Source organism: Actinospineispora spinosispora DSM 44797, from assembly GCF_000429025.1.
GTDB classification, from domain to species: domain Bacteria; phylum Actinomycetota; class Actinomycetes; order Mycobacteriales; family Pseudonocardiaceae; genus Pseudonocardia; species Pseudonocardia spinosispora.
The window spans coordinates 92,298-108,084 of record NZ_KE386835.1 but is presented as its reverse complement, the minus strand read 5'-3'; the positions used below and the strand labels follow the sequence as shown (position 1 = coordinate 108,084).

General features: G+C 69.1%; 13 protein-coding genes. 7 read left to right on the top strand and 6 right to left on the bottom strand.

What is annotated here, in order from left to right; genetic code table 11:
• Nucleotides 1-21: 21 nt before the first annotated feature.
• A complete protein-coding gene (gene hepT / locus G406_RS58000; RefSeq protein ID WP_425414668.1) occupies nucleotides 22-435 on the bottom strand; it encodes a type VII toxin-antitoxin system HepT family RNase toxin in 414 nt (137 codons plus the stop codon).
• Between the two features lie 17 nt (nucleotides 436-452).
• Nucleotides 453-701: a hypothetical protein gene (locus G406_RS57995; RefSeq protein ID WP_169736848.1), complete on the bottom strand. Its 249-nt coding sequence runs from the start codon at nucleotides 699-701 to the stop codon at nucleotides 453-455.
• A 206-nt stretch (nucleotides 702-907) separates the two neighbouring features.
• On the opposite strand from G406_RS57995, the gene G406_RS51675 reads away from it, so the two are divergent.
• Nucleotides 908-1,429, top strand: coding sequence for a DUF6879 family protein (locus tag G406_RS51675; RefSeq protein WP_156935309.1), 522 nt, complete (start codon nucleotides 908-910; stop codon nucleotides 1,427-1,429).
• Nucleotides 1,430-1,444: 15 nt separating this feature from the next.
• Complete coding sequence (locus G406_RS55295) at nucleotides 1,445-2,296, top strand: helix-turn-helix domain-containing protein (protein WP_028937276.1); 852 nt, start codon at nucleotides 1,445-1,447, stop codon at nucleotides 2,294-2,296.
• Here the strand turns inward: G406_RS55295 and bla are convergent.
• The 3 genes from bla to treS are packed head-to-tail and all read right to left on the bottom strand — an operon-like array spanning nucleotide 2,285 to nucleotide 6,341.
• The gene (gene bla / locus G406_RS0134065; RefSeq protein ID WP_028937275.1) at nucleotides 2,285-3,187 is read right to left on the bottom strand and encodes a class A beta-lactamase; all 903 of its coding nucleotides are present in this window, start codon (nucleotides 3,185-3,187) and stop codon (nucleotides 2,285-2,287) included. The two genes, G406_RS55295 and bla, sit on opposite strands and share 12 nt — an antisense overlap.
• The gene (locus G406_RS0134060; protein ID WP_028937274.1) at nucleotides 3,187-4,572 is read right to left on the bottom strand and encodes a maltokinase N-terminal cap-like domain-containing protein; all 1,386 of its coding nucleotides are present in this window, start codon (nucleotides 4,570-4,572) and stop codon (nucleotides 3,187-3,189) included. The genes bla and G406_RS0134060 overlap by 1 nt, the downstream gene beginning before the upstream one ends.
• Nucleotides 4,569-6,341: a maltose alpha-D-glucosyltransferase gene (gene treS / locus G406_RS0134055; RefSeq protein ID WP_051343078.1), complete on the bottom strand. Its 1,773-nt coding sequence runs from the start codon at nucleotides 6,339-6,341 to the stop codon at nucleotides 4,569-4,571. The genes G406_RS0134060 and treS overlap by 4 nt, the downstream gene beginning before the upstream one ends.
• 177 nt (nucleotides 6,342-6,518) lie before the next feature.
• Here treS and G406_RS0134050 point away from each other — a divergent pair, with 177 nt between their 5' ends.
• The 4 genes from G406_RS0134050 to G406_RS0134035 all read left to right on the top strand — a co-directional run bounded on the left by G406_RS0134050 (nucleotide 6,519) and on the right by G406_RS0134035 (nucleotide 10,907).
• Nucleotides 6,519-8,555, top strand: coding sequence for a HelD family protein (locus G406_RS0134050; RefSeq protein WP_028937272.1), 2,037 nt, complete (start codon nucleotides 6,519-6,521; stop codon nucleotides 8,553-8,555).
• 227 nt (nucleotides 8,556-8,782) lie between these two features.
• Nucleotides 8,783-9,133 carry an SPW repeat protein gene (locus G406_RS51670; RefSeq protein ID WP_037080153.1) on the top strand — a complete coding sequence of 117 codons (351 nt, stop codon included), beginning with the start codon at nucleotides 8,783-8,785 and terminating at the stop codon, nucleotides 9,131-9,133.
• Nucleotides 9,134-9,208: 75 nt separating this feature from the next.
• Nucleotides 9,209-9,784: a TetR/AcrR family transcriptional regulator gene (locus tag G406_RS0134040; protein WP_028937271.1), complete on the top strand. Its 576-nt coding sequence runs from the start codon at nucleotides 9,209-9,211 to the stop codon at nucleotides 9,782-9,784.
• Between the two features lie 127 nt (nucleotides 9,785-9,911).
• Nucleotides 9,912-10,907 (top strand): hypothetical protein, encoded by a 996-nt coding sequence (locus G406_RS0134035; protein WP_051343077.1) that lies wholly within the window; start codon nucleotides 9,912-9,914, stop codon nucleotides 10,905-10,907.
• A gap of 41 nt (nucleotides 10,908-10,948) precedes the next feature.
• Here the strand turns inward: G406_RS0134035 and G406_RS0134030 are convergent, their stop codons facing one another.
• Nucleotides 10,949-12,937 carry an alpha-1,4-glucan--maltose-1-phosphate maltosyltransferase gene (locus tag G406_RS0134030; protein WP_028937269.1) on the bottom strand — a complete coding sequence of 663 codons (1,989 nt, stop codon included), beginning with the start codon at nucleotides 12,935-12,937 and terminating at the stop codon, nucleotides 10,949-10,951.
• A 227-nt stretch (nucleotides 12,938-13,164) separates the two neighbouring features.
• Here G406_RS0134030 and glgP point away from each other — a divergent pair, with 227 nt between their 5' ends.
• Nucleotides 13,165-15,756: an alpha-glucan family phosphorylase gene (gene glgP, locus G406_RS0134025; RefSeq protein ID WP_028937268.1), complete on the top strand. Its 2,592-nt coding sequence runs from the start codon at nucleotides 13,165-13,167 to the stop codon at nucleotides 15,754-15,756.
• Nucleotides 15,757-15,787: the final 31 nt, after the last annotated feature.

The window sequence follows — 15,787 nt, the reverse complement described above, 5'->3', positions numbered from 1 at the left end:
GCCGATCGGCGCCCGTACCACTCACGAGCTCGACGACGAGTGGTCGCGTAGAGCCACGAGCAGGGCGCGGAGGTCGGCCGGGCCGTGGGTGGCGATGGCGTGCACGCGATCCAGGTCGAGGTCCGCGTAGGCGTGCACGACGACGTCACGGAACTCTGCCGCATCGACGAGTCGCCCACTGAGGTCGTGGTCGATGATGCCGGCGACTCCGAGTACGCGGAACGCGTCGCCATAGGTCGCCGGGCAGCACAACCCCAGACGGATGGTGCTGGACAAGGCGAGATCGCTCGCGATCTGTATGGCCTGGGAAAGGTGCAGCACAGTCGCGTCATTGTCCGCGCTCGTCGCTCGGAGGCTGTCGGGTTCGGGCGAGAGATGATCGGCCATGCGTCGTAGGTGACTCTCGACCGCGCTGGACCGCTCGGCCAACGCCACTTGGTCGATACCGGCGTTCACCCGCGCGCGGACTTTCGGACCGGCTCGCCGTCGACAAAGGTGGCGACCGTTCGGCTGCCCGGCCGGTTCAGCGTCCAGGACTGGACGAGCACCTGCCCGCACACCTGCACGCTGCGGTGTCGAGCCCGGTCGAGCGCCCGCTGCTCGCTGTCCCAGGCCGAGTCTATTCGCCGCTCGTCGGCCATGTACCTGGACACCTCGAGTACCCCGTAGGCAGTGGTCAGCGGCTTCCCCGCGAGCTCCATGGCGAGCACGGTAGCGAATTTGATCCAATATAGCAAGATTGATTATCGAATGATTTCTGAATAGTGTTGGGATGTCCGACGGGTCGAGATTGGAGTAACGGTGGAACTTGAGCTTCTGGCGAAAGACGGTGACAGCCGGGTGGACCATTGCCACGCGGTGTACTTGGACGCGGGCGTATTGCTCACGGCGCAGGGTGATCTAGTTGATGCGGACACGCATGCCAATCTGCACAACCAATCCCGAGGAAGACGCTGAGCTGGAGGCCTTCCTCGCCGGAGAATCGTTCAAGCCATCGGATTCGGAGGACTGGTGGGTTGATCTCGTCCGGGCGAACAGGGAAGCAGGCTGTGTCATGCGGCGCGTACATGTCGTTCCGGAGCAGCTGACCGACTACCTGCGGTACGAGATCACTTGGGGCTATGCAGGGCACGTTGCAGCAGGTGAGGACATCCGGCTGATCACGGTGGGCGAGGGGCAGCCGTGGCCGATTGGCGTTCCTCGCTCCGACTTCTGGTTGTTCGACTCCGGCTGCCTGTTCGATATGCACTACGCCGAGGACACGACATGGCTGGGCGTTGAGCCGGTTGATGATCCGGCCCGTATCGTGGCTGCCAACCAGGCCCGGGATGCCGCCTGGCATCACGCGATCCCGTGGCACGACTACATTGCAGCCCGCCCGGAGCTGAGTGCGTTCGTTCCGGCGGGGGTGATGGACTCAGCGAGCTGAGCCGAGGAGGAACGGTTGTCGCGCGCAGCGGACGGACGACGTGGCGATCTGGCCGCCCGTCTACGTACGGTGCGCGCCACCGCTTTCCGGTCCGGCCAGCGACTTGCGGTTCACCTCGGATGGCCGCAGTCCCGGGTGTCCAAGTTGGAAACCGGTGCTCAGCTTCCGACTGAGGACGACATCCGCGCTTGGGTTACTGCTACACGTGCCTCGTCGAAGGTACGGGCCGAACTGTTGGAGATGTTGGCTGCCGCACGAGTCGAGTACGTCAACGACCGGAAACTGACGCGGCGTGGCGGGTTTGTCGATTACCAGGCCCGGCTGGTTCACGATGAGGCAAGAGTCAGCAGACTGGCATCGTGGCAAACGTGCATGATCCCTGGGCTGCTCCAGACCCCGGCTTATGCACGTGAGCTACTCAGCCATCCGAGGCGACCACGGATGGTCCCCCTACCCGAGGGCGAAATCGATGGCTTGATCGCGGAACGTACGCGGCGTCAGGAGATCCTCTACCTCCCCGACCGGCGAGTGGAGCTATACGTCGGTGAAGCAGCGTTGCATGCAGCTCCGGGTACAGCCGACACGATGCTGGGGCAATTGGATCGCCTGGCGACTTTGGCCACGCTCAATACCATCCAGCTCGGGCTCGTTCCGTTCGACGCAACGTTGATCGCGCCCTTGTCCGGGTTTGCGCTGCGAGACGATCTGGTGATTGTGGAGACGATGACTGGGGAGCATCTGATCGATGACCCCGAGGAAGTCGCCGTGTATCTGAAGGCGCTTGACGCGCTGCACGAGGCGGCGCTGTTCGGGGATGATGCCGTCGCGTTGATCAAGCGGGTTATCGCCGAGCTGTCAGGGCGTTAGCGCCCGGACGACGATCGACGCGGCGTCGGCGAGGACCTTGCCGTCGCCCTTCGCGTTCGGGTCGGTCGGAGCGGTGTAGACCGCGATGACCAGCGGGGCCCGGTTCGGTGGCCAGCACACCGCGATGTCGTTGATCTCGTTCCGGGCGCCGCCGCCGGTCTTGTCGCCGACCCGCCAGCCGTTCGGCAGCCCGGCCCGGATGCGGGTGGCGCCGGTGGTGTTGCCGACCATCCACTCGACCAGCTGGTCACGCCCGGCCGGGTCGAGCGCGTCACCGAGGGCCAGCGCGCGCAGGTTCTTGCCCATCCACTCCGGAGTCGAGGTGTCGCGCACCTCACCGGGCGGCACGATGTTCAGGTCCGTCTCGTAGCGGTCCAGCCTGGTCAGCGGGTCGCCCAGGGTGCGGACGAACGCTGTCACACCCCGCGGTCCGCCCAGGATGTCGAGGAGCTGGTTGGCCGCGCTGTTGTCGCTGTACTGGATCGCGGCGGCACACATCGCGGCCACCGTCATGCCGTCGGCCAGGTGCGTGGAGCTGATCGGCGAACCGTCGACCATCTGGGCCTGCGTGTAGTGCACGACCCGGTCCAGCAGCCCGGGCTGCTGGGTGCGCAGCCGCAGGATCGCCGAGGCGGCGAGGACCTTGAACGTCGAGCACATCGGGAAGAGCTCGTCGGCGCGGTGCCCGACGGTGGCACCGTTGCCGGTGTCCAGCGCGTACACACCCAGACGGCCGACGAAACGGGCCTCCAGGTCGGCCAGCTCGGCGGTCGCCCGATCGGTTCGGGGCGCGGCCGGGGGCGCTGGGGGCGCACTCCGGCCGCACGCGGCGGCCAACGGAAGGATCGCCGCGGCGCCCAGCAGTGCTCGTCGAGACAGGTGCGCAGTCACTAGCCCTTCAGCAGCCGCCTCAGCGAACGGAGCGGTACCTGCAGCCAGCTGGGCCGGTTGCGGGTCTCGTAGACCGTCTCGTAGACGGCCTTGTCCAGCTCCAGCGCGGTCAGCAGGACCTGCGAGTCCCGAGGATCGCTGTCCGCGCAGTCCGCGTACCCGTCGCAGAACGCCGAGCGGTTGCGAGTCGTCCATTCGTCGGCCCGCCACACCATCTGGGTGTCCTGTTCGTGCTCACCCGACTCGACGGCCCACACGCCCCACTCGGCCAGCTGGTGGTAGGCGGCGTAGTCGAAGGACCGCAACATCGCGGCCACGTCCCGCAACGCGGGCTCCATCCCGCGCCGCTGGGCCAGCGGCCGCGCCGGCTCACCCTCGAAGTCGATCAGCAGCCAGCCGTGGGTGGTGCGCAGCGTCTGACCGAGGTGCAGGTCGCCGTGGATGCGCTGGGTCACGATCGGCTCGGTCAGCTCGCCGACCTCGTCGAACGCCGCACGCAACGGCCGGACCAGCTCCGCGAGATCGGGGACGATCAGCAGCGCCCGGTCCAGCCGGTCCCGCATGCCCTGGGCGAGGACGCTCGGCGACATGGTGTCGGTACCCAGCGCCGTGACCAGCTCGCGGTGTGCCACCGCGACCGTCTTGCCCAGCCGGAACGACTCGCCGGCGAAGTCGCCGCCGACCTCGTCCGCGCGCAGGTCGGCCTCGGCCAGCAGGTCCCGGATGCTGATCAGCGCCATCGGCCAGCCCTCGGCCGAGCCCGCCGCGAACTCCTGCAGCACACCGAACACGGCCGGTTCCCCGCCGAGCGTGCCCTCGATCGCGCCGCGGACGCCCGCGACCTCCTGGCTGCCCACCTCGCGCAGTGCCCGGTGCAGCTCCAGGTCCGGGTTGACGCCTGCCTCGACCTTGCGGAACAGCTTCAACAGCAGCTGCTCGCCGAACGCGATGGAGGTGTTGCTCTGCTCGACACCCAGCACCCTGCCGTGCAGACCGAGCGGGATCTCGGCGCCCGGCTCCGGGGTGAACCGCAGCCAGTCCCGTTGCTCGCCGCCGGCCAGCGCGGCGAGCAGCTCGGCGCTCAGCTCGCTGTCCCACACCCCGTCGTAGGCGACCTGCTTGCCGACCGTGCCGATCGTCACGTGCTCCAGCTCGGCGGGCAGAGTGGTCCGTCGCCCGACCAGCACCTGGTAGTTCTCGGTGGGGCCGCCGTCGTCGAACTCGACCGCCAGCACCAGTAGCTCGGCCTGGGGTTCCTCGGTGCGCAGCGTCACCGACTGCGCCACCGTCAGGTGCGCGATGTCGCGCCCCTTCGCGGCGAACCAACGCTGTCGCGGCAACCAGTCGGTCAGGTGGTCGACCAGAGTAGTGGCAGGTTGGGTCACCTGGCTTCCTCCTCGGGATGGATCGCGAACCAGTAGAAGCCGTGGCCGGGCAGGGTCAGCAGGTACGGCAGCTCGCCGATCTGCGGGAACGGCACACCGCCGGTGAGCTCGTGCAGCGTGCAGCCGCGCCACGCGGACAGCTCCAGCTCGACCGGCTGCGGGAAGCGGCTCATGTTGTTGACGCACAACACGGTGTCGGGCTGGGCGTCGTCGGAGTCCGAACCGTGGCCGGGCATCGACCGGATGTAGGACAGCACCGCGGGGTTCGAGCCGCCCAGCTCGTGGAACTCGCCCAGCCCGAAGGACGGGTGCCGCTTGCGGATCTCGATCATCCGCCGCGTCCAGTGCAGCAATGACGTCGTCGAGTTCAGCTGTGCCTCGACGTTCACGCCCTGGTAGCCGTACACCGGGTCCATGATCAACGGCAGGTACAGCCGGCCGGGGTCGCACGTGGAGAACCCGGCGTTGCGGTCCGGTGTCCACTGCATGGGGCTGCGCACGGCGTCCCGGTCGCCCTGCCAGATGTTGTCACCCATGCCGATCTCGTCACCGTAGTAGAGAACGGGGGAGCCGGGCAGGGACAGCAGCATCGCGGTGAACAGCTCGAGCTGGTTGCGGTCGTTGTCCAACAGCGGGGCCAAGCGGCGCCGGATGCCGATGTTGGCCTTCATCCGGGGGTCCTTGGCGTACTCCGCGTACATGTAGTCGCGCTCTTCGTCGCTGACCATCTCCAGGGTCAGCTCGTCGTGGTTGCGCAGGAAGATGCCCCACTGGCAGCCCGACGGGATCGGCGGCGTCTGCGCCAGGATCTCCGAGATCGGGAACCGGTTCTCCCTGCGGACCGCCATGAAGATGCGCGGCATGAGCGGGAAATGGAACGCCATCTGGCATTCGTCGCCGCCGGTCTCCGGGTCGCCGAAGTACTCGACGACGTCGGCGGGCCACTGGTTCGCCTCGGCCAGCATGACGCGGCCGGGGAACTCGTCCTCCATGACCTTGCGGCAGCGCTTCAGGAACGCGTGGCTCTCCGCCAGGTTCTCGCAGTTCGTGTCGTCCCGCTCGAACAGGTAGGGCACGGCGTCCAGCCGGAATCCGTCGATGCCCAGGTCCAGCCAGAAGCGCAGCACGTCGATCATGGCGTCCTGCACGGCCGGGTTGTCGTAGTTCAGGTCCGGCTGGTGGGAGAAGAACCGGTGCCAGTAGAACTGCCCGCGGACCGGGTCGTATGTCCAGTTCGAGGTCTCGGTGTCGACGAAGATGATCCGGGCTTCGGGGTAACGCTGGTCGTCGTCGGACCAGACGTAGAAGTCGCCGTACGGCCCGTCTGGGTTGCGGCGCGACTCCTCGAACCAGGAGTGCTGGTCGGACGTGTGGTTCATGACCAGGTCGGTGATGACCCGGATGCCGCGCTTGTGCGCCTCGTCGAGGAAGTAGACGAAGTCCTCGACGGTGCCGAACTCGGGCAGCACCTGGCGGAAGTCGCGGATGTCGTAGCCGCCGTCACGCAGCGGAGAGTCGTAGAAGGGAGGCAGCCAGATGCAGTCGACCCCGAGCCAGGAGATGTAGTCCAGCTTCTCGGTCAGACCGCGTAGGTCGCCGGTGCCGTCCCTGGTCGAGTCGTAGAAAGCCCTGACGAGCACCTCGTAGAACACGGCGCGTTTGAACCAGTCGGGTTCCAGCGGGAGGGACCGGGCATGCCGGAAGTCCTCGGCCTGTGGCTCGGTCAACTCGCCGGTGGAGTCGGCGGTGGCGTGTGCGTCGATCGACATGAGTGCGCGTAATTCCTGTCGGTACCGGAGAGCATGGGCGTGGATCGGCGAAGCTGCAAAAGGGGGACAGTGGGAAGTCGTACCCGGCCGAGGGCGTTGGGTCAAAACGGGGCTCCGCGCGACTCGCCGTCTGGCCCTCATAGAGTGACCACTTCGGTGTGGAACAGGGGACCCCGGGTGACAGCGTCTACCAGCAGAGAGCGCGAGATCGAGGCCGAGCAGCGGCACGTCGACCGCGTCTACGACCGGTTGGCCGAATTGCGTGCGGAAGCGCAGGAACTGCGCTCGCAAGGCTACCGGCGTGGCCAGGAGCGGCATCCGGGGGCGTTGTTCGAGCGGGACGTGATGGTCTTCCAGGCCAGCCGCATGCTGCGGGAGCTGGAGACCGAGCACGAAGGCCTGGTCTTCGGCCGTCTCGACCTCGTCGGCGGTCAGGCACAGTACGTGGGCAGGCTCGGTGTTCGGGACCCTGATTTCGAGCCGCTGGTGATCGACTGGCGGGCTCCGGCGGCGTCGGCCTTCTACCGCGCCACCCCGGAAGACCCGATGGACGTCGTGCGGCGCCGGTCGATCCGCAGCTTCGGTCAGCGCGTGCTCGACCTGACCGACGACCTGCTGATGCCCGATGCTGCACCGGACGAGATGCCCGTGGTCGGCGAGGGCTCGCTGATGGCGGACCTGTCCCGCGCGCGGGGGCCGGCCATGCGCGACATCGTGTCCACGATCCAGCGCGAGCAGGACGTGGCGGTGCGGGCTCCGGCGGGTGGGATCACCGAGATCACCGGCGGGCCCGGTACCGGCAAGACCGCCGTCGCGCTGCACCGCGCGGCCTACCTGCTGTACGCGGACCGTCGGCGCTTCTCCGGCGGGGTACTGGTGGTCGGGCCGTCACCGGTGTTCATGGACTACATCTCCCGCGTCCTGCCCTCACTCGGCGAGGACACCGTCGAGCTGCGGTCGCTCGGCGAGGTGCTCGACGGGGTGTCGGCCTCGCGCATGGACCCGCAGGCGCTGTCCGAGCTCAAGGGCGCCGGTCGGATGCGCAGGCTGATGAAGTCCGCGCTGGCGATGGACCCGCCCTCGGCGCCGACGGAGCTGCGCATCGTCTACCGGGGCCAGGTGCTGAAGCTGGACGCTCGCGCACTGACCGAGGTGCGGCAGGCGGTGCACCGGATGCGGGTGACTCCCAACCGGGCCCGCCGGGAGGCGGCGACCGCGGTGCTGGACGCGTTGTGGCGCTCCGCCCAGGGACAGCCTGACGCGCCCCGCCGCGAGCCCCTGGTGTCCGACCTGGGTGACCGCTCGGAGTTCGAGCGGTTCATGGGCCAGTGGTGGCCCGAGCTGCGGCCGACCGACGTGCTCGGCTGGCTGGGCGATCGTGCGCGGCTCGCGTCCATCGCGGGCAGGGGATTCACCGGTGAGCAGCTGACCCGGCTCGCCGAGTCGTGGCGTCAGGAGCCCGACGGTGACCAGAACTGGTCGGTCGCGGACGTCGCGCTGCTCGACGAGCTGCGGACGCTGGCGGGGGAGCGCGGCGAAGGGCGCAGGGGGCGCGAGTTCTTCTTCGGTCACGTCATCCTGGACGAGGCGCAGGACCTGTCGCCGATGCAGTGGCGCATGCTCGGACGTCGCGGCCAGTACGCGAGCTGGACGATCGTCGGCGACCCGGCGCAGAGCTCGTGGCCGGACGCGGACGAGGCGCACCGGGCGCGGGAGGCCGCGCTGGGCAAGGTCAAGACCCGCAGGCACTTCCGGCTGAGCACGAACTACCGCAACTCGGCGGAGATCTTCTCCCTCGCCGCATCGGTGGTGCGCGGTGAGGTGCCGGACGAGGAACTGCCGACGCCGGTGCGGACCACCGGGTGGGAGCCGTCCGTGCGGACCGTGGCGGTCGCGGACCTGCCGGTGGCCGCGGTCGGGGCCGCGGAGGAGCTGCTCGCCGAGGTCGAGGGGACCGTCGGTGTGATCACCACGATGGCGGGAAGGGCCGAGGCGTCCGGCTGGCTCGACGAGCTGATCGAGAAGTCCGACGGACGGCTGCGCGTCGTGGGCAGCCTGGAGGCCAAGGGCTTGGAGTACGACGCGGTGCTGCTGGTCCAGCCCTCGGACCTGATCGCGGAGTCCTCCACGGGCAGAAGAGCCCTCTACGTGGCCCTGAGCCGCGCCACCCAGCGCCTGACGGTCCTGGCCGACGACAACTCCTGGCGCGCGTAAGCCCCACCCGCCCCCTCCGGACGGCACGAATGTGGCTTTAGGGACGTTCAACGTCCCTAAAGCCACATTCGTGCCGCGGGGGAGCGGTGTGTGCGGGTGCGGGAGGCGTGAACGGGCGGGGTGTCTGGTAGGTCTCAGCTGGGTTTTTCTGTTGACCGGGCGGTCAGTCAGGCATAGCGTGAGTGGTGTCAGTTGAGTGGTTCCGCGCAGGAGGCGGGAGGTTCGTCATGAAGACTTGGACTCGGTGGCAGGACTGGACGGCCGCGGTGGTGGGTGCCTACACGGCACTGGCGCCGATCTGGACCACGACCGGTGCGGCCGCGACCGCGACCTTGATCGTGTTCGGTGTTCTGTTGCTCGTGGCGTCGTTGTGGTCGCTCGCGCAGCCGGGTGCGGCGAGTTCCGAGTACACCCACGCGGTGCTCGGCGTGCTGCTGTTCATCTCCCCGTGGGTACTCGGGTACTCCGCCTTCGTGGGCGCCTCGTGGACCTCGTGGGTGGTCGGCGTGATCGCCGTGGCCCTCGGACTGTGGGCGGTGCCGGAGAGCAAGCTCTACCAGGCGGCCGCCGGTCACTGACCGTCCGTCGAACGATCCGATCGGTGCCCGGAGGCGGTAGCGTCTCCGGGCACTCGCTCATGTGGGGAGACAGGGATGGCCGACAGCGCGGTGGCGTCCGGTGAGGCCACCAGGGAACGCATCCTGGACGCCGCCGAGGAGCTGTTCGCCCACCACGGTTTCGACGCGACGCCCACCGCGCGCGTCGCGGCGCAGGCAAGCGTGCCGAAGGGGCTGCTGTTCTACCACTTCGCGCGCAAGATCGACCTGCTCACGGCGCTGTTCGCGGAGCGGATGCCGGTCGCGGTCCCGCACGATCCGCACGAGGTCGTCGTCCAAGGGGACGTCGCGGCGTCGCTGCTGGAGCTGGCCGACCGGCTGGCGGCGTCGCACGAGCGGTCCCGGCTGGTGCGCACGATCCTGTGGCGTGAGGCGGACACCCATCCCGAGGTGGCCCGGTGCATGCACACGTTCCACGACGAGCTGGTCGAGCTGGCGACACGGGTGATCGCGCTGGCCGACCCCGGCAACACCGATCCGTCCCGGCACCACGCGGCGGCGCTGGCCTGGACCGGCACGATCACACTGGCACTGAACACAGCGCGTCTGGGCGGCGTCGAACACGACCTCCCGGTGGTCGCCGCTCTGCTCGCCGCCGGCCTGCGCAGGTAGACCCCGTGAGTGGCGAGTGGTCCTATAGGACCACTCGCCACTCACGGCTTATCCACAGCCGGGCATGTTGTACACAGAGGCGGCTAGGACGCTCGCCGGCCGTTCGATGATCGGCCAGAGTCGAGGAATGACCCAGCCTCGACATCCCGTTCCACGTCAGATAGCCGACAGCCGACGAGCGGAGTGGCGCAGACTGCTGGCCGCCCAACACAACGTCGTCGAGACCGGCCAATTGCGCGCCCACACGGTCAGCCGCCAGGCGATCAGGTCGCACATCCGCGGCGGTCGTTGGCAGGCAGTCATACCTCGCGTCTATGCCACGTTCACCGGCCCATTGCCGCGAGAGGCGCAGGTGGCCGCGGCACTGCTCTATGCGGGCCCTGCTGTGTTACTGAGCCATCAGACCGCGGCTGAGCTGTGGGGTATGCGCCGGCCCGAGCCCGGCCCGGTTCACGTGACGGTGCCGTACCACTGTTCGGCCGTCTCCCAACCGCCGGTGGTGACCGTGCACCGGTCCCGCGCGTTCCAGCACATCGCGGTGGACGGCTCGCCCCCGGTGACCAGCCGTGCCGACACCGTGATCGACCTTGCCGTCGCGGAGCTCTCCCCACGCGAGGCGCAGCGGACGTTGTCGGAGTTCGTCACGAGCAAGCGGGTCGTGGTCGACCAGATAGCTCGCAGGCTCGAGGAACGCCCGCCCAGGAGATACCGGAAAGCACTCGAAGAGGCGCTTGACCGGCTGCGCACCGGCGTCGAGTCGGTGCTCGAGGAGCGCTACGCGGTGGAGGTCGAGGTGGCTCACGGTCTTCCCGGAGCACGCCGGCAGGCCCCGTTCCTGGTCGACGGGAGGACGTTGTTCGAGGACGCGGTGTACGACCACATCGGAGTGCCACTCACGGTCAGGCTGGACGGGCGCACTCATCTGGAGCCCGATGTGGCGCGCCGTGATCGGCGGCGTGGCAACGCCGCCGAACTCGCGGGCCGGTCACGATTGGTGTTCGGCTGGGATGAGCTGGAGCGGGACGCATGCGGCGCGGCGCGGGAGGTGGCGAGCGTCCTGCATCGAGGTGGCTGGCACGGTCCGGTCCGTGCATGCCCTCAATGCCCAGGTCGCAGGCCGTGAGTGGCGAGTGGTCCCAGAGGACCACTCGCCACTCACGGGTGTCAGCGGGTGAGGTGGAGAATGTGGCAGACGTGGTGCCACGGCTCGAGGCGTACGTAGTTGGCCTGGCGCCAGACGTAGCCCTCGCCGGTGACCCGGTCGTGTACGCCGAAGTGCGAGTCCCACGGCAGGCCCAGTGACGGCAGGTCCAGCCACACCGTGCCGTCCTGCGCCTGCGACGGATCCAAAGTGACCACGCAGATGACCGTGTCGCCGCTGACCGGATCGGTCTTCGAATACGCGATCAGCGCGTCGTTGTCCACGTGGTGGAAGGTGATCTCCCGCAGCTGCTGCAACGCGGGGTGCGCGGCCCGGATCTCGTTCAACCGGGTCAGCCAGGGCTGCAGCGAGTTGCCGGTCGCCAGCGCGGCGTCGTAGTCGCGCGGGCGCAGCTGGTATTTCTCCGAGTCGAAGTACTCCTCACTGCCCAGGCGCACCGCCTGGCCCTCGTACAGCTCGTAGCCCGAGTACACACCCCAGGACGGCGCGAGCGTCGCGGCGAGCGCGGCCCGGATGGCGAACATTCCCCGGCCGCCGTGCTGCAGCGACTCGTGCAGGATGTCCGGCGTGTTGACGAACAGGTTCGGCCGCGACTCGTCGCTGCGTGCCGCGATCTCGACGCCGAAGTCGACGATCTCCTGCTTCGCGGTGCGCCAGGTGAAGTACGTGTAGGACTGGGTGAACCCCAGCCGCGCCAACCCGTACAGCCGCGCGGGCCGGGTGAACGCCTCGGCGAGGAACAGCACGTCGGGGTGCTTCGCCTTGAGCTGCCAGATCAGCCAGTGCCAGAAGTTCGGCGGCTTCGTGTGCGGGTTGTCCACCCGGAAGATGCGCACCCCGTGCGAGATCCAGTGCTCGCAGACCCGCAGGACCTCGGCGTACAGCCCGGTCGGGTCGTTGTCGAAGTTGATCGGGTAGATGTCCTGGTACTTCTTCGGCGGGTTCTCCGCGTACGCGATCGTGCCGTCCGGCCGGGTGGTGAACCACTCCGGGTGCTCGGCGACCCATGGGTGGTCCGGAGCCGCCTGCAGCGCGAGGTCCAGTGCGACCTCCATGCCGAGCTCACCGGCCCGCCTGACGAACTCGTCGAAGTCCTCCAGGGTGCCCAGATCGGGGTGGACCGCGTCGTGGCCGCCCTCGGCGGAGCCGATCGCCCATGGCGAGCCGACCTCGCCGGGTGCCGGGTCCGGGTCGCCGCCCGGGAACTCGGCGGTGTTCGGACCCTTGCGGTTGACCGTGCCGATCGGGTGGATCGGCGGCAGGTAGACGACGTCGAAGCCCATCGAGGCGATGCGGTCGAGGTCCTTGGAAGCGGTCACGAACGTGCCGTGCACCGCGCGCCCGGTCTCGTCCCTGCCACCGGTGGACCGGGGGAACAGCTCGTACCAGGATCCGTACAGCGCGCGGCGGCGGTCGACCCAGACCTGGTGCGGGCGCCCCCGGGTGAGCAGCTCGCGCACCGGCCGCTCGACCATGATCTCGCGAACCGGCTCGGACAGCGCGAGCGCGATGCGCGCCGGCACGCTCTGGGTGTCGTCGCGCAGCGCGGCGGCCGCGCCGAACAGCAGCTGGCGGTTGGCGCGCTCGGCGGGACGCCTGCCGACCCGTTCGACCAGCCGCGCCCCGGTCTCCAGGTCGTTGGCCAGCTCGTCGGCCTGCTGGCCGGCGTTGACCTTCGCCTGGATGGCGTGCAGCCAGGTGCCCCACGGATCGCTCCAGGCGTCGACCCGGAAGGTCCACATGCCCTCGGAGTCCGGGACGACACTCGCGGCCCAGCGGTCGCTGCTGACGCCCTCGGGCACCATCCGGACCTGCGTCGCGTCGCCGCCACCGCCGAACCGTTTCCAGACCACGGTGGCGCCGAGCGCGTCGTGGCCCTCCCGCCAGACGGTGGCCTTGATCGGGATGCTCTCACCCACGACGGCCTTGCTCGGATAACGACCGCCGCCAGCGGCCGGGGTCACCTCGTCGATTCCGAGCCGTCCAGTCACGGCACCCACATCCCCGCGGTTGTTTTCGAATCAGCACATGTACCCGTCGGCCACGCCCGGCGACAGGGTTAGAAAACTACCCACACCGACGCCGGGATCCCTAGGGCATCCCAGGGCGTGTACCCAGAACTTGCGGTGAACTATTCTTCTCCGCCTTCCCGCCGGTCAGATAAATTTGCGCGGGAGCTGTACCGGTCACGTAATCGATTCACGTACTCTCTCCCTTCGTGAGAGCTCTCCGCAGGTTCACCGTCCGCGCCCAGCTCCCCGAGCCGCTCGCGCCGTTGCAGGAACTCGCCGCGAACCTTCGCTGGAGTTGGCACCCGCCGACCCAGGATTTGTTCGAGTCGATCGATCCCTCGGCGTGGGAGCGGGTCGGCAACGACCCCATCCGCCTGCTGGGCGAGGTGTCGAGCCAGCGCCTGACCGAGCTGGCGCAAGACTCCGAGCTGGTCGCCCGCGTTCGCGGCGAGGCAGCCGAGCTCGATGCCTACCTGAGCGAACCGCGCTGGTACCAGCGCCAGCGGCAGGACAACGCCGACCTGCCGGCGGCCATCGGGTACTTCTCGATGGAGTTCGGCGTCACCGAGGTGCTGCCGAACTACTCCGGCGGCCTCGGTGTGCTCGCCGGTGACCACCTCAAGGCCGCGTCCGACCTGGGCGTGCCGCTGATCGGCGTCGGTCTGCTGTACCGCTCCGGCTACTTCCGTCAGTCGCTGTCGCTGGACGGCTGGCAGCTCGAGCACTACCCGGCGCTGGACCCGCAGGGCCTCCCGCTGCGCCTGCTGACCACGGCCGACGGCGCCCCGGTGCTCGTCACGGTCGGCATGCCTGCCGGGCGCACCCTGCACGTGCGGGTGTGGCAGGCGATCGTCGGCCGGGTCCCGCTGCTGCTGCTCGACTCCGACATCGAGGAGAACGAGCCGGACCTGCGCGGCATCACCGACCGGCTGTACGGCGGCGACCAGGACCACCGCATCCGCCAGGAGATCCTGGTCGGCATCGGTGGCGTGCGCGCTGTCCGCGCCTACTGCGAGGTGACCGGACACCCCAGCCCCGCCGTGTTCCACACGAACGAAGGCCACGCCGGCTACCTGGGCCTGGAGCGCATCCGGGAGCTGATCTCGGCCAAGGGTCTCGACTTCGACGAGGCCGTCGCCGCCGTGCGCGCCGGCACCGTGTTCACCACGCACACCCCGGTCCCGGCCGGTATCGACCGGTTCCCGCTGGACCTGGTGCGCTACTACTTCGCCGCCGCCGACGGCGGTGCTGACAGCTCACTGCTGCCCGGCGTCCCGCTGGACCGGATCCTCGCGCTGGGTGCCGAGGACAACCCCGGCATGTTCAACATGGCGCACATGGGTCTGCGGCTGGCACAGCGCTCCAACGGTGTCTCCCAGCTGCACGGCCAGGTGTCGCGGGAGATGTTCGGCGGCATGTGGGGTGGCTTCGACACCGACGAGGTGCCGATCGGCTCGGTCACCAACGGCGTGCACGGCCACACCTGGGCGGCCCGCGAGGTCGCCGCGCTGCTCGGCGAGCCGGGCCTCGAAGGCGGCGAGACCGCCACCGCGTTGGAGCGGGTCAACCAGGTCAGCGACGCCCAGCTGTGGGCACTGCGCGGCGAGCTGCGTGGCCAGCTCGTCGAGGAGGTGCGGCGTAGAGTCCGGGCCGCCTGGTTGGAGCGTGGCCTGTCCGCGCCGGAGCTGGGCTGGACCGAGACGGTGTTCGACCCCAACGTGCTGACCATCGGCTTCGCTCGCCGGGTGCCGACCTACAAGCGCCTCACGCTGATGCTGCGCGACCCGGCCCGCCTGCGGGCGCTGCTGCTCGACTCGGAGCGCCCGGTGCAGCTGGTCGTCGCCGGCAAGTCGCACCCCGCCGACGACGGCGGAAAAGCGCTGATCCAGCAGATCGTGCGGTTCGCCGACGATCCCGAGGTCCGCCACCGCATCGTGTTCCTTCCCGACTACGACATGTCGATGGCCCGCTACCTGTACTGGGGCTGCGACGTGTGGCTGAACAACCCGCTCCGCCCGCTGGAAGCCTGCGGCACGTCCGGCATGAAGTCCGCGCTCAACGGCGGTCTCAACCTGTCGGTCCGCGACGGCTGGTGGGACGAGCTGTACGACGGCCGCAACGGCTGGGCCATCCCGACCGCCGACGGCGTGAGCGACCCGACCAGGCGCGACGACCTCGAGGCGAACGCGCTGTACGAGCTGCTGTCCGCCCAGGTCGCGCCGGCCTTCTACGAGCGCGGCGCGAACGGTGTTCCGAGTCGCTGGGTCGAGCTGGTCCGCCACACCCTGGCGACGCTGCGCCCGCAGGTGCAGGCGACCCGCATGGTCAGCGAGTACGTGCAGGACTGGTACCTGCCCGCCGCGCGGGCCGCCCAGGTGGTCGGCGAGGCCGACTTCGCCGGCGCGCGCAGGCTCGCCGAGTACCGGCAGCGGCTCAACAGCTCCTGGCCGAGGGTGCGGGTCAGCGGCGTCGACGCCTCCGGCCTGCCGGACACCCCGGTGGTCGGCGCGCCGATGACGGTGCGTGCCTCGGTCGAGCTGGCCGGGCTCAAGCCCGACGACGTCACCGTGCAGGCCGTGGTCGGTCGGGTCGACGACGGCGACGAGCTGGAGGAGTCGGTCACCGCCCCGATGACCTACGTCGGCGGCGCCGACGGCGGCCCGGAGGGCGGCGACCGCTTCGAGGCCGTGGTCCCACTCCCGCACGCGGGTCTCCTGGGCTACACGGTCCGCATCCTGCCCCGCCACGACCTGCTGAACTCCTCAGCGGAACTCGCGAAGATCGTGGTAGCAGGCTGACCCCATTGGCACGAATGTGGCTTTAGGGACG

Coding starts and splice junctions, on each gene's coding strand:
- G406_RS57995 (WP_169736848.1), bottom strand. CDS start 701: ATGGAGCTCGCGGGGAAGCCGCTGACCACTGCCTACGGGGTACTCGAG.
- G406_RS51675 (WP_156935309.1), top strand. CDS start 908: ATGCGGACACGCATGCCAATCTGCACAACCAATCCCGAGGAAGACGCT.
- treS (WP_051343078.1), bottom strand. CDS start 6,341: ATGTCGATCGACGCACACGCCACCGCCGACTCCACCGGCGAGTTGACC.
- G406_RS51670 (WP_037080153.1), top strand. CDS start 8,783: ATGAAGACTTGGACTCGGTGGCAGGACTGGACGGCCGCGGTGGTGGGT.
- G406_RS0134040 (WP_028937271.1), top strand. CDS start 9,209: ATGGCCGACAGCGCGGTGGCGTCCGGTGAGGCCACCAGGGAACGCATC.
- G406_RS0134035 (WP_051343077.1), top strand. CDS start 9,912: ATGACCCAGCCTCGACATCCCGTTCCACGTCAGATAGCCGACAGCCGA.